Origin of the sequence: Streptomyces sp. NPDC006691 (assembly GCF_042869955.1) — a bacterium.
Lineage (GTDB): Bacteria > Actinomycetota > Actinomycetes > Streptomycetales > Streptomycetaceae > Streptomyces.
Map to the genome: position 1 here is coordinate 475,224 of NZ_JBIAGW010000002.1, position 13,609 is coordinate 488,832.

Below are 13,609 nucleotides of genomic sequence, written 5' to 3' on the forward strand. Positions count from 1 at the left end.
GACGGCGGCGGTAGGGCCCCTGCGACGGCGGCGGCCCGCTCACCCCCGGGGGTGAGCGGACCGCCGCCGTCACAGGCATCGGACGTCAGTCGGTGCCGAACTCCATCGCCGCACGGTCGAGCAGCTCGTCGTCGCCGGAGACCTGGCCGCGCGAGGCGATGACCTCCGCGCCGCCCTCCGGCATCGAGCCGATGAGGCCGGTCGCCGCCGCCTGGGCGGCGCCGATCAGCTCCGGGTGCGCGGTGCCGACGATGCCGAGGCCCGCGTACTGCTCAAGGCGGGCACGCGAGTCGGCGATGTCGAGGTTGCGCATCGTGAGCTGGCCGATCCGGTCCACCGGGCCGAAGGCCGAGTCCTCGGTACGCTCCATCGACAGCTTGTCGGGGTGGTAACTGAACGCCGGGCCCGTGGTGTTGAGGATCGAGTAGTCCTCACCGCGCCGCAGCCGCAGCGTCACCTCGCCGGTGACGGCCGAGCCGACCCAGCGCTGGAGCGACTCGCGGACCATCAGCGCCTGCGGGTCCAGCCAGCGGCCCTCGTACATCAGCCGGCCGAGACGGCGGCCCTCGTTGTAGTACTGGGCAAGGGTGTCCTCGTTGTGGATCGCGTTGACGAGACGCTCGTACGCGGCGTGCAGCAGCGCCATGCCGGGCGCCTCGTAGATGCCACGGCTCTTCGCCTCGATGATCCGGTTCTCGATCTGGTCGGACATGCCCATCCCGTGGCGGCCGCCGATGGCGTTGGCCTCCATGACCAGGTCGACCGGCGAGGAGAACTCCTTGCCGTTGATCGTGACCGGGCGGCCCTGGGCGAAGCCGATCGTCACGTCCTCGGTGGGGATCTCGACGGACGGGTCCCAGAAGCGCACGCCCATGATCGGCTCGACCGTCTCGACACCCGTGTCCAGGTGCTCCAGGGTCTTGGCCTCGTGGGTGGCGCCCCAGATGTTGGCGTCCGTGGAGTACGCCTTCTCCGTGCTGTCGCGGTAGGGCAGCTCATGGGCGAGCAGCCACTCCGACATCTCCTTGCGGCCGCCGAGCTCGGTCACGAAGTCCGCGTCCAGCCACGGCTTGTAGATGCGCAGGTGCGGGTTGGCGAGCAGACCGTAGCGGTAGAACCGCTCGATGTCGTTGCCCTTGAACGTCGACCCGTCCCCCCAGATCTGGACGTTGTCCTCCAGCATCGCCCGCACCAGGAGGGTGCCGGTGACGGCACGGCCCAGCGGGGTGGTGTTGAAGTAGGCACGGCCGCCGGAACGGATGTGGAACGCGCCGCACGCGAGCGCGGCCAGGCCCTCCTCGACCAGCGCGGCCCGGCAGTCGACCAGGCGCGCGATCTCGGCACCGTAGGCCTGGGCGCGGCCGGGCACCGACGCGATGTCGGGCTCGTCGTACTGGCCGATGTCGGCGGTGTAGGTGCACGGGACGGCACCCTTGTCGCGCATCCACGCGACCGCGACGGAGGTGTCGAGGCCGCCGGAGAAGGCGATGCCGACGCGCTCGCCGGCGGGCAGGGAGGTGAGAACCTTGGACATAGGAAGAGTATGCATCTTCCTGAATGTTTATGCAACCCACGGGGTGGCGCCGGAGGGATTTCCTGTCACGATCCGGTCTCGCTACCCCCGAAGGGGCTTGCCCTGTACCGGTGTAATCGATTCCATGGGGGCGTGTAATCGATTCCACGCGAGGGCCGCGCGCTCATCCGGCCGGCTCCTGGCGCGGGATCGGGTCGAGGTTCCACGGTTCCACGAGGAGGTGGTCCGGAGATGGCGGGCATCAAGGATGTCGCGTCCGAGGCGGGGGTGTCCGTCGCCACGGTGTCGCGGGTGCTCAACAGTCATCCATCGGTCAGTGAGGCGGCCCGGGTCCGGGTCCTCGCGGCCGTCGAGACGCTCGGCTACCGGCCCAACGCCGTGGCCCGCTCGCTGCGCACCGACCGGACGCGCACGCTGGGCCTGGTCATCAGCGACGTGCTGAACCCGTACTTCACCGAGCTCGCGCGCTCGGTCGAGGAGGCGGCCCGGGCGCTGGGCTACAGCGTGATCATCGGGAACGCGGACGAACGGCCCGACCTCCAGGACCACCACGTCCGCACCCTGCTGGACCGCAGGATCGACGGGCTGCTCGTCTCGCCCACCGACGGCGGCTCGCCGCTGATGCTGGAGGCCGTGCGCGGCGGCACCCCCATCGTCTTCGTGGACCGCTGGATCCCCGGCATCGACGTCCCCGTGGTGCGCGCCGACGGCCGGGCCGCCATCGGCGACCTGGTCGCCCATCTGCACCGGCTCGGCCGCCGCAGGCTCGCCATCATCGCGGGCCCGGCCGCCACCACGACCGGCAGCGAGCGCGTCGAGGCCTTCCGGGCCGCGCTCGCCGCGCACGGCCTCGCGCTGCCCGACGCGTACGTCGGCCAGGGCGACTTCCAGGCGGCCAGCGGGCGCCGGGCCACCGAGCGGTTCCTGGCCCTGCCCGAGCCGCCGGACGCGGTGTTCGCCGCCGACAACCTGATGACGCTCGGCGCGCTGGACGCGCTGCGCGCCCACGGGCTGCGCATCGGCGCCGACATCGCGCTCGCCGCCTTCGACGACATCCCGTGGTTCGTGCACACCGATCCGCCCGTCACCGCCATCGCGCAGCCGACCGGCGAGCTCGGCCGGGCCGCCGTGCACGCGCTCGCCGGCCTCATCGGCGGCGGCGCGCCGCCCTCCGTCACCCTCCCCGCCCGCCTCGTCGTACGCCGTTCCTGCGGCGAGGACGCCCCGAACCCGAGGAGCGAGCAGTGAGTCAGGACGAGCGAGCCGTGCCTCAGGGCAAGCTTCAGTCGCCCCCTGGGCAGCCGGATCTTGGACAACCACCCCGGGAAGAAAGGGAGTTGCTTCGCATCGAAGGGGTGCGCAAGGCCTTCCCCGGGGTGCAGGCCCTGGACGGGGTGGACTTCGATCTGCGCCGTGGCGAGGTGCACGTCCTGCTCGGCGAGAACGGGGCGGGCAAGAGCACGCTCATCAAGATGCTCTCCGGTGCCCACCGCCCCGACAGCGGACGCATCCTCGCCGGCGGCCGCGAGGTGCGCATCCACGGCGCACAGGACGCCGAACGCCTCGGCATCGCCACCATCCACCAGGAGTTCACCCTGGTGCCCGAGCTGAGCGTCGCCGAGAACATCTTCCTCGGCCGTCAGCCCCGGCGCTTCAAGATGATCGACCGCAGGGCGATGGAGGAGGCGGCCGGCAAGCTCCTCAAGCGGGTCGGCGTCGAGGTGTCGCCCCGTACGAAGGTGCGCGAACTCGGCATCGCACGGCTCCAGATGGTGGAGATAGCCAAGGCGCTCAGCCTGGACGCGCGCGTACTGATCATGGACGAGCCGACCGCCGTGCTCACCTCCGGTGAGGTGGACAAGCTCTTCCGCATCGTGCGCACCCTGCGCGACGACGGCGTCGGCATCGTCTTCATCACCCACCACCTCGAAGAGATCGCGGCCCTCGGTGACCGGGTCACCGTGCTGCGCGACGGCCGCAGCGTCGGTCGGGTCCCCGCCGCCACCCCCGAGGACGAGCTGGTACGCCTGATGGTGGGCCGGAGCATCGAGCAGCAGTACCCGCGCGAACGCCCCGATCCCGGAAGCCCGTTGCTCCGGGTGAGCGGGCTGACCCGGCACGGTGTCTTCCACGACGTGAGCTTCGAGGTCCGGGCGGGCGAGGTCGTCGGCCTCGCCGGGCTGGTCGGCGCGGGCCGCACCGAGGTGGCCCGCGCGGTGTTCGGCGCCGACCCCTACGACGCGGGCAGCGTCGAGGTGCGGGGCGAACGCCTGGCCCGGGGTGATGTGAGCGCGGCCATGGGGGCCGGGGTCGGGCTCGTGCCCGAGGACCGCAAGGGGCAGGGCCTGGTGCTCGACGCCTCCGTGCAGGAGAACCTCGGCCTGGTCACGCTGCGCTCGGCCGGCCGGCGCGGGCTCGTCGACCTCAAGGGCCGGCGGGCGGCCGCCGCCCGCGTCGCCGGACAGCTCGGGGTACGGATGGCCGGGCTCGACCAGCGGGTGCGCACCCTGTCCGGCGGCAACCAGCAGAAGGTCGTCATCGGCAAGTGGCTGCTCGCCGACAGCAAGGTGTTGATCCTCGACGAGCCGACCCGCGGGATCGACGTCGGCGCCAAGGTCGAGATCTACCAGCTCATCAACGAACTGACGGCCGCCGGCCGCGCGGTCCTGATGATCTCCAGCGATCTGCCCGAGGTGCTCGGCATGAGCGACCGGGTGCTCGTCATGGCCCAGGGCCGGATCGCCGGCGAACTCCCCGCGCACGAGGCGACCCAGGACGCCGTGATGGCGCTCGCCGTCGCCGCACCGAACGCACAGGAAGATGTGGAGGGCTCCCGTGGCCACTGACACGCTCGACAACCGGACCGGCACCGGCGGGGCCCAGGGTCTGCGCCGTCTGCTGCTCGACAACGGCGCGCTGAGCGCCCTGGTGGTCCTCGTGGCGGCCCTCGCGCTGCTCTCCGGCGACTTCCTCACCACCCAGAACCTGCTGAACGTCGGCGTGCAGGCCGCGGTCACCGCGATCCTCGCGTTCGGAGTCACCTTCGTCATCGTCTCGGCGGGCATCGACCTGTCGGTCGGCTCGGTGGCCGCGCTCTCGGCGACCGTGCTCGCCTGGTCGGCGACGTCCGAGGGCGTGCCGGTGTGGCTCGCCGCCCTGCTGGCCGTCGCCACCGGCCTCGCCTGCGGCCTCGTCAACGGCGTACTGGTCTCGTACGGCAAACTGCCGCCGTTCATCGCGACGTTGGCGATGCTGTCCGTCGGCCGCGGCCTGTCCCTGGTGATATCCCAGGGCAGCCCCATCGCCTTCCCGGCCTCCGTGTCCCACCTCGGTGACACGCTCGGTGGCCGGCTGCCGGTCCCCGTCCTGGTGATGATCGGGGCCGGACTCCTCACGGCGCTCATCCTGTCCCGCACCTACCTCGGGCGCTCGATGTACGCGATCGGCGGCAACGAGGAGGCGGCCCGGCTCTCGGGGCTGCGGGTGAAGCGGCAGAAGCTGGCCATCTACGCGCTGTCCGGTCTGTTCGCCGCCGTCGCGGGCATCGTGCTCGCCTCACGGCTTTCCTCGGCGCAGCCGCAGGCGGCCCAGGGCTACGAGCTCGACGCGATCGCCGCGGTCGTCATCGGCGGAGCCAGCCTGTCGGGCGGTGTCGGCAAGGCGTCGGGCACCCTGATCGGCGCGCTGATCCTCGCGGTGCTGCGCAACGGGCTCAACCTCCTTTCCGTGTCGGCGTTCTGGCAGCAGGTCGTCATCGGCGTCGTCATCGCGCTCGCGGTCCTGCTCGACACCCTGCGCCGCAAGTCCGACGTGACGCCCGGCGCCACCGGCGGCGCGGCTGCGGCCGGGGCCGGCCGCAGGGGGCCGGGGGCGAGGAAACTCGCCGTCGCCGCGGTGTGCCTGGCGGCCGTCATCGGCGCCGGGTACCTCCTGAACCCCGGGTCCTCCGGGAGCGCGAAGCCCAAGCTGGGAATGTCCCTGTCCACCCTCAACAACCCCTTCTTCGTGCAGATGAAGGCGGGCGCCCAGGCCGAGGCGAAGGCCGAGGGCATCGACCTGACCGTCACCGACGCCCAGAACGACGCCTCCCAACAGGCCAACCAGATACAGAACTTCACCGGTTCCGGCATGAAGTCGATCATCGTGAACCCGGTGGACTCGGATGCGGTGGGACCCGCCGTACGGGGCGCCAACAAGGCGGACATTCCAGTGATCGCCGCCGACCGCGGCGTCAACAAGGCCGAGACCGCCACCCTGGTCGCCTCCGACAACGCGGCCGGTGGCCGGCTCGCGGCGCGGACCCTCGCCGAGAAGCTCGGGGGCAAGGGCCGGATCGTCGTCCTCCAGGGCACCGCGGGCACCTCGGTGAGCCGGGAGCGCGGCGCCGGCTTCACCGAAGGCCTCAGGGCGTACCCGGGCATCGAGGTGGTCGCGAGCCAGCCCGCCGACTTCGACCGCACCAAGGGCCTGGACGTCATGACCAACCTGCTCCAGTCCCACCCCGACGTCACCGGTGTCTTCGCCGAGAACGACGAGATGGCCCTGGGCGCGGTCAAGGCCCTGGGCGGCCGGGCGGGCAGCGCCGTGGCCGTCGTCGGATTCGACGGAACCCCCGACGGCGTCAAGGCGGTCGCGGCGGGCACGCTGTACGCCTCGGTGGCCCAGCAGCCCAAGGAGCTCGGCCGGATCGCCGTACGCAACGCGGTCCTCGCCACGCAGGGCAAGAAGCCGGACAGCGCGGTGAAGGTGCCGGTCAAGGTGGTGACCCGGGAGAACGCGGCGGCGTTCTCCTGAAGTCGCCGCACACGGTGCACATCTGACGAACCACCAGCAAGGCCCGCACAACCGAGGAACGAACTCATGCCCAAGCAACTCGCGCACAACCACGACCTGTTGATCGTCGGATCGGCCAACGCGGACCTCGTCGTCGGAGTGGCGCGCAGGCCCGGTCCCGGGGAGACGGTGCTCGGCTCCGACCTGGCCGTCCACCCCGGCGGCAAGGGCGCCAACCAGGCGGTCGCCGCGGCCCGCCTCGGCGCCCGGACGGCGCTGCTCGCCAAGGTCGGCGACGACGACCACGGGCGACTGCTCCTGACATCGCTGCGGGAGGCCGGGGTGGACACCGGCGGCGTGCTGGTGGACCGGGCCCCCACGGGTGTCGCCCTCATCGTCGTCGACCCCTCCGGCGACAACAGCATCGTCGTGTCCCCGGGTGCCAACGCCCGCCTCACCCCCGAGGACGTCCGCGCCGCCGGGGACCTGCTCGCCTCGGCGCCCGTCGTCTCCGTACAGCTGGAGATCCCCCTGGCGACGGTCACCGAGGTGGCCCGCAGTCTGGCGCCGGGTGCCCGCCTGGTCCTGAACCCCTCGCCGCCGGCCCCGCTGCCCGCCGAAGTCCTCGCGGTGTGCGACCCGTTGATCGTCAACGAGCACGAGGCGCGCTTCCTGCTCGGCGAGTCGGCGGGGGAGAGCCCCGAGGGCTGGGCGTCCGCGCTCCTCGCGCTCGGCCCGCGTTCCGTCGTCGTCACGCTGGGGGCGGCGGGCGCCCTGGTCGCGGGGCCGGACGGCACCGAGCGGGTGCCGAGCCCGCGCGTCGAGCCGGTCGACACCACGGGCGCGGGCGACGCCTTCACCGCGGCCCTGGCCTGGCGCCTAGGGCTCGGCGAGGACCTGCCGCGGGCAGCCGCCCACGCCTCCCGGGTCGGGGCCGCGGCCGTCACCAGGAAGGGCGCCCAGGAGTCCTACCCGACCGCCGAGGAGCTGCCGGGCGCCTGACGGCCGAGTTGGGATAGCCCCCGCCCCGACTTACGGCAATGCGCCCCCGCGCCGCCGGCCGGCCCGGGACGCTTCCGGGCGTACGGACAGATTGGACACCGCAACCGCAATTCCCGTCGTCCGAGGGGAGCAGGTGCAGCGGTGGTCTACCTCGCTGGTCAAGTACGGTCCGCGGAAGCCGGGTTCGTCGACGTCAGGGACCGGGCTACCTGGACGGAACTCTTCTACGACCTCGTGCTCGCCTTCGGGGTGAGCCAGATCGCCCATGTGCTGGCCCAGCACCCCGACTGGGCGACGCTCGCCAGCTGTCTGCTGGTCCTGGTGCCGCTCTGGTGGGCCTGGGTCGATGTCGTCATGGCGATGAACGCCGTGCACGAGACCGTCATGCAGCGGGTGTTCCTGCTGCTCGCCGGTCTCGCCACGTACGGCATGAGCGTCGCCGCCCCGCACGCCCTGGAGACCCGCTCCGAGGCGCTGCTCTACGCCGGGTGCTATCTCGCGCTCCGGCTGCTCATCGGGGAGGCCATCCGGCGCGAGTGCGCCGTCTACACCATCCACCCCTACCGTGCCGGTCTCGCCTTCGCCCTCGTCCTGTTCGCCACGGCCGTGCTGCCACCGGGCCCGCGGACCGCGGGCTGGGCCCTCGCCGTGGTCGCGGAGATCCTCGCGCCGCTCGTACTGAGCGGCCATCTGCGGCAGTTGGCGTTCGGCGTCAACCATCTGCCCGAACGCTTCGGGCTCTTCATCATCATCGCGCTCGGCGAGAACGTGGTGTCCGTCGGCGCCTGGGTCGCCGGGCGACGGCTGGGGCCGCTCGAACTCCTCGCCGTCTCCCTCGCGTTCCTCACCGGCTGCGCCCTGTGGTGGCTCTACTTCCATCTGGTCGCCTCCGCCATCGCCCACGCCCTGCGCACCCATCCCACCCCGTCCGTCGTGGTGCGTGACGTCCTCAGCTACGGCCATCTCGTCCTGGTGCTCGGCCTGTTGCTGGTCTCCGTCGGCGCCGACCGGATCGTGATCGAACCCACCCATGTGCCGCATCGGTTCGCGGCCGCCCTGCTGCCCGCCGGTGCCGCCCTGTTCACCCTCACCTTCTGCTACACCCGGCGCCGGATGTTCGGCGCCGCCTCCCTGACCCGGTTCGCCGGAGCGCTCGCCCTGTTCGCGCTCGGCGGCGCCGCACCCTGGCTCCCGGGGCTCGCCACGCTCGGCTCGGCGGCCGCGGTGCTCGTCGGTGTGAACGGCCTCGAACACTGGCTCATCAGCCGTGGACGAGAGGTCCCCATGATCTTCAGGAAGGCTCAACAGCCCTCTTCAGAGGCCTAGTTGACGTAGTACGACGGGGGACATCGCCAAGTGCCGCGAGAGGCGCCCGCCGAACGCGTGACTCAGGGTCCTCGGACCCTACCGTTCCTGCGTACTCAAGTTTCTCCGGCATGGAAAAGGAGGTGGCGTGATGCCGTCCCGCAGTTCGACACCGGCCCTGCTCGCGTTGTCGCTGGGCTATTTCAGTCTGGGGACGATCTCACTTGCAGTGGTCGGCCTCAACGGTCCCATCGGGGACGACCTGCACGTCGCGCCGGCTCGCGTGGGCTTCCTGGTCACCGTCTTCGCGCTCACGTTCGCCCTGTTCGCTCCGGCCGCCCCGATCCTGCTGCGCCGCTGGAACCGCAAGCGGGTGCTCCTGCTCGGCATCGGCCTGCTGACCGTGGGCGCGGCGCTGGGTGCGCTGGCCCCCAACTACGGCTTCCTGGTCGTGACCCGGGTCGTCGGCGCGATGGGCGCGGCCGTGTTCGGACCCGGCGCCTCGGCGGCGGGCTCGCTGATCGTCCCGCCCGAGCGCAGGCAGCGCGCGCTCGCCACCGTGTTCGCCGGGATGACGGCGGCCGCCGTGCTCGGCGTCCCGCTGGCCTCGTTCCTCGGCGGCAGCCTCGGCTGGCGCCCGGCGATGCTCGGAGTGGCCGCGCTGTCGGCACTCGGGTGTCTGCTGGTCGCGGTGTACGTGCCGGAGATCCCCTCCGGTGAGCCGCCCACCGTCAAGGCGTACCGCTCCGCCCTGCGCACCCCCGCCGCGCTCTCCACCGTCTCGACGACGCTGCTGTTCATGGCGGCCCAGTTCACGGTCTACGGCATCGCGGGCGCCTATCTCAAGGAGCGCTTCGGTGCCTCGTCCGGCCTGATCTCGGTCACGCTGCTCGCGTTCGGCGTCATCGGTGTCCTGGGCAACGCCTCGTCGCCCCGGATCGCCGAGAAGCTCGGCGGCTCGCGGACCATCACCATCGCGGTCGCCGGCCTCGCCGCCGGATTCGTGCTGCTCCTGGTGGCACCGCACTCGGAGCCGGGGCTCGTGCTCTTCGCGATCTGGGCGTTCTTCAGCCAGATGTACCAGGCGCCCCAGCAGGCCCGCCTCGTGGACCTGCTGCCCACCCAGCCCGGTCTCATCCTGGCGATGAACGCCGCCGCCCTCTACCTCGGCATGAGCCTGGGCAGCTTCATCGGCAGCGCCCTGCTGCCCGACACGGGCGCGGGCCCCATCCCGGCCGTCGCCCTCGTCATCCTCGCCGTCGCCGCCCTCGCGCACGCCTCGTCGGCCCGCAAGGTCACGGTGGCCGAACAGCCCGCCACACCGGTCCCCAGCGCGTAACGGGACCGCCACCGGTCCCCGGCGCCATCGGGACCGCCCCCGACCACACCTCGCAACAGGCAGAAACAACAAGGAGACACCGTGTCCAACCACCACGTGCAGCTCGTGCGCGACTACATCGAGAACATCTGGAACGAGGGGCAGACCGAGCGGGCCGACGAGTACCTGGCCGACCGCCTCATCCAGCACAACCCGAACCTGCCCGACGGCCGCAAGCCGCTGGTCGAGTTCATCGAGGGCTTCCGCAAGCAGCTGCCCGAGGCCCGGTTCGAGATCCGCCGGATCGTCGGCGACGACGGCCTGGTCTTCACGCACTCCCACTTCCGGCCGCAGCCGGGCCACCGCGGCACCGTCGTCGTCGACGTCTTCCGCATCGACGACGGCCGCATCGTGGAGCACTGGGACGTCCGCGAGGACGTGCCGGAGACCACCGTCAGTGGTCACGACGTCTACTGAGCCACCCCCGGCTCTTCCCCCGCTGCCGCTCCCCGAGGCCCCCTGCTTCGAGGAGCGGCAGCTCCCTTTTCCGACACACCTGTTGACGGCACGTCCACGGATCACGTCCACGGACACTGAAGGAGACAACCATGGCTGGAGTGACCCGCCGGGGATTCCTCGGCACCGCCTCCGGAGTCGGCGGCGCCGCCGTGCTCGGCATCACCGCGGCAGGGCCCGCCCGGGCCGGGTCGAGCACGCCGGCGACGACGAGCACCACGGCCGCCGCCGTGACCGTCACGCCCGACGACCCCCGCTATCTGGACCTCACGGCCCGCGGCTACAACGCCAGATTCGTCGCCAAGCCCGACTCCATACGGCTTGTGCACTCCACCGACCAAGTGGTGGCGGCGGTGCAGGAGGCGGTGTCCGGCGGCAGGAGAATCGTCGTCCGCGGCGGCGGACACTGCCTCGACGGCCTCGTCGACGACCCCGACGTGCGGATACTCGTCGACATGTCCGAGATGGACGCCATCACCTACGACGCCGCGCGCCGCGCCTTCGCCGTGGAGGCCGGAGCCGTGCTCGGCCATGTCTACCGCACCCTCTACCTGGAGTGGGGCGTCACCATACCCGGCGGCACCTGCCCCACCGTCGGCGTCGGCGGCCATGTCAGCGGCGGCGGGTACGGGGCGATGTGCCGCCAGTACGGCGCGGTCGTGGACCATCTGTACGCGGTCGAGGTGGTGTACGTCGACGCCGCCGGCACGGCCCGCTGCGTGGTCGCCACCCGCGACGCCGCCGATCCCAACCGCGAACTGTGGTGGGCGCACACCGGCGGAGGCGGCGGGAACTTCGGCATCGTGACCCGGTACTGGTTCCGCTCCCCGAACGCCACCGGAACCACCCCCTCGACGCTGCTCCCCAAGCCGCCGGCCACGCTCCTGAAAGCGAGCGCCAGCTGGAAGTGGAGCGACCTCACCGAGGCGGACTTCGACCGCCTGGTGCGCAACCACAACAACTGGCACCACGCGAACAACACCGTCGGCACCGCGTACGACAGCCTCAACAGCGTGTTCATCCTGAACAACTACGTGCAGGGCGCCCTGGTGCTCAGCGCCCAGATCGACGGCTCGCTCGCCAACTCGGCCGACCTGATGAACGGTTACATCGCGGCCGTGGCCGACGGGGTGGCCGCCCCGCACACCACCGCCACCTCCAGCTGGCCCTGGCTCAAGGCCACCCTGAAGGACCCCTACGACACCGGTGTGTTCAACCGCGGCAAGTTCAAGGGCGCCTACCTGCGCCAGAGTTGGTCCGACGCGCAGCTGGCCGTGCTGTGGCGCAATCTCTCCGACAAGACCTACGACGGGCACGCCGGCATCCTGCTCTACACCTACGGCGGCCAGGTCAACAACGTCGCGCCGAGCTCCACGGCGCTGGCCCAGCGCGACTCGATGCTGAAGGCCAACTTCACCACGTACTGGACCGACCCCACCCAGGACGCCCGGCACATCGCCTGGATGCGCAACCTGTACCGCGACATGTACGCCGACACCGGCGGGGTGCCGCTGCCCGACGGGGCCGCCGACGGCAGCTACATCAACTACCCCGACACCGACCTCACCGACCCGGCCTGGAACACCTCGGGCGTGCCGTGGCAGAACCTGTACTGGAAGGGCAACTACCCGCGGCTCCAGAAGGTCAAGAAGACCTGGGACCCGCGCAACGTCTTCCACCACGCCCTGTCGATCACGGCCTGAGCCCCGCCACGCGAAGTGCCCCGCCCCGGACGAACCGGGGCGGGGCACTTCGCGCAGGGGGAGCGGGAATCAGGCCGGGGCGGACATCAGGTGAGGGCGGGCAGCGCGACCCCGGTCAGGGACTCGCTCAGCTCGCGCAGGCGGGCGCGGGCCGCCGGGTCGTAGGCCTGGGCGCCGGCCCGCGAGCGGCGGTCGCGGTCGAAGTACTCGCCGGTGACCTCCGCGAGCGCGGGGTCGGTGACCAGGCGGGCCACGTTGCGCATGCCCTCGGCGACCGTGCTCTGCGGTGTGAACAGGTGCACCACCATCTTGGTCGGCATGTACGAGGCCGGGTGCAGGGCGTTGACCGTGACGCCCGTGCCGGCCAGCTGCTCGGCGAGGTCCACGGTCAGGCTGATCTGCGCCAGCTTCGCCTGGCAGTACGCCTGCACCCCGTCCCAGCGGCGCTCCAGCATCACATCGCCGAAGTCGATGGGGGCCTGCCCGGCCGAGCTGACGTTGATGACGCGGGCCGGCGCGGAGCGCACGAGCAGCGGGGCGAGCCGGCAGCTGAGCATGTAGGCCGCCAAGTAGTCGACCTGGAAGGTCAGTTCATAGCCGTCCTGGCTCTCCTGACGGGCCAGCTCCACGCCGATGCCGGCGTTGTTGACCAGGACGTCGAGCCGGTCGTGCCGCTCCAGGATCCGGTCGGCGAGCGCGCCGATGTCCTTGAGCGAGGCGAAGTCGGCCAGCTCGTAGCTGATGTTCTGGTTGCCGGTCCTCTCGCGCAGTTCGTCGAGGAGCTCCTGACCCTTGGCGGCGCTGCGGCCGTGCAGGATCAGCGAGTAGCCCTGGGCGGCCAGTTCATGGGCGAGGGCCCGGCCGAGGCCGTCGGTCGCACCGGTGATGAGGACGGTCTGCTCGGTGACAGCGGTCATGCGGTTTCACTCCGTGGGATGTCGGATGGTGCCCATGGGGGCACGGCCGGTCGAGTGACCGGCCGTGCCCCGAGCGATCGTGCGGATTCACGCGTACGTCCGCAGTTCTTCCGCGGACTGGTCGGTGTAGCCCTGGCTCACCTCGATGACGACACCGTCGGGGTCACGGACCCAGACGGTCCGCCAGCCGGGGATGAACTCGTCGAACGAGAGCGGACCGAGCGTGATCTCCAGTTCGCCGTCCGCCGCCGCGAGGAACGCGTCGACGTCGTCGACCTGGAAGGCGAGGTGCCGGGCCGTGCCCGGGTTGTCGGGCCCGTCCTTGACGGTGTCGAAGGCGGGCGCCGATGCGGTGGGGAAGAGCTCCAGATAGACCGGGCCGCTGCGCAGGAACACCACGCGGCTGCCGTCGGCCTCGACGACCCGGGCCCGGCCGAAGCCGAACCAGCGGGTGTAGAACTCCTCGGTGGCTTTCTGGTCGCGGCAGTTGAGGCCCACGTGCGACCAGCGGACGGCTCCGTCGACGGGTGCGGACATGGCC

Annotated in this window: 11 protein-coding genes; 8 read left to right on the top strand and 3 right to left on the bottom strand. The window is 71.5% G+C overall.

Annotated elements, in window-relative coordinates; genetic code table 11:
• Positions 1-85 precede the first annotated feature (85 nt).
• The gene (argG, locus tag ACFYNP_RS05615) at positions 86-1,534 is read right to left on the bottom strand and encodes an argininosuccinate synthase (protein WP_388782908.1); all 1,449 of its coding nucleotides are present in this window, start codon (positions 1,532-1,534) and stop codon (positions 86-88) included.
• 231 nt (positions 1,535-1,765) lie between these two features.
• On the opposite strand from argG, the gene ACFYNP_RS05620 reads away from it, so the two are divergent.
• The 8 genes from ACFYNP_RS05620 (at position 1,766) to ACFYNP_RS05655 (ending at position 12,151) form a co-directional block, all read left to right on the top strand.
• Positions 1,766-2,782, top strand: coding sequence for a LacI family DNA-binding transcriptional regulator (locus ACFYNP_RS05620; RefSeq protein WP_388782911.1), 1,017 nt, complete (start codon positions 1,766-1,768; stop codon positions 2,780-2,782).
• Positions 2,783-2,871: 89 nt separating this feature from the next.
• Positions 2,872-4,380, top strand: a complete 1,509-nt coding sequence (locus ACFYNP_RS05625) for a sugar ABC transporter ATP-binding protein (RefSeq protein WP_388782914.1) — start codon at positions 2,872-2,874, stop codon at positions 4,378-4,380.
• Complete coding sequence (locus ACFYNP_RS05630) at positions 4,370-6,328, top strand: substrate-binding domain-containing protein (protein WP_388782916.1); 1,959 nt, start codon at positions 4,370-4,372, stop codon at positions 6,326-6,328. Before ACFYNP_RS05625 ends, ACFYNP_RS05630 begins: the two co-directional genes overlap by 11 nt.
• Before the next feature lie 66 nt (positions 6,329-6,394).
• On the top strand, positions 6,395-7,309 hold the full coding sequence (locus tag ACFYNP_RS05635; protein WP_388782917.1) for a ribokinase: 915 nt from the start codon (positions 6,395-6,397) through the stop codon (positions 7,307-7,309).
• A 141-nt stretch (positions 7,310-7,450) separates the two neighbouring features.
• Positions 7,451-8,635, top strand: coding sequence for a low temperature requirement protein A (locus ACFYNP_RS05640; RefSeq protein WP_388782920.1), 1,185 nt, complete (start codon positions 7,451-7,453; stop codon positions 8,633-8,635).
• 130 nt (positions 8,636-8,765) lie between these two features.
• The gene (locus ACFYNP_RS05645; protein WP_100575280.1) at positions 8,766-9,953 is read left to right on the top strand and encodes an MFS transporter; all 1,188 of its coding nucleotides are present in this window, start codon (positions 8,766-8,768) and stop codon (positions 9,951-9,953) included.
• Between the two features lie 81 nt (positions 9,954-10,034).
• Positions 10,035-10,409: a nuclear transport factor 2 family protein gene (locus tag ACFYNP_RS05650; RefSeq protein ID WP_100575281.1), complete on the top strand. Its 375-nt coding sequence runs from the start codon at positions 10,035-10,037 to the stop codon at positions 10,407-10,409.
• A gap of 131 nt (positions 10,410-10,540) precedes the next feature.
• Positions 10,541-12,151, top strand: coding sequence for an FAD-binding protein (locus tag ACFYNP_RS05655; RefSeq protein WP_388782923.1), 1,611 nt, complete (start codon positions 10,541-10,543; stop codon positions 12,149-12,151).
• A gap of 86 nt (positions 12,152-12,237) precedes the next feature.
• Here ACFYNP_RS05655 and ACFYNP_RS05660 read toward each other — a convergent pair whose 3' ends face one another.
• Both ACFYNP_RS05660 and ACFYNP_RS05665 read right to left on the bottom strand, forming a co-directional pair.
• A complete protein-coding gene (locus ACFYNP_RS05660) occupies positions 12,238-13,068 on the bottom strand; it encodes an SDR family NAD(P)-dependent oxidoreductase (RefSeq protein ID WP_388404230.1) in 831 nt (276 codons plus the stop codon).
• 87 nt (positions 13,069-13,155) lie between these two features.
• Entirely contained in the window at positions 13,156-13,605 is a 450-nt protein-coding gene (locus ACFYNP_RS05665; protein ID WP_388404233.1) for a VOC family protein, read from the bottom strand.
• Between the last annotated feature and the right edge of the window lie 4 nt (positions 13,606-13,609).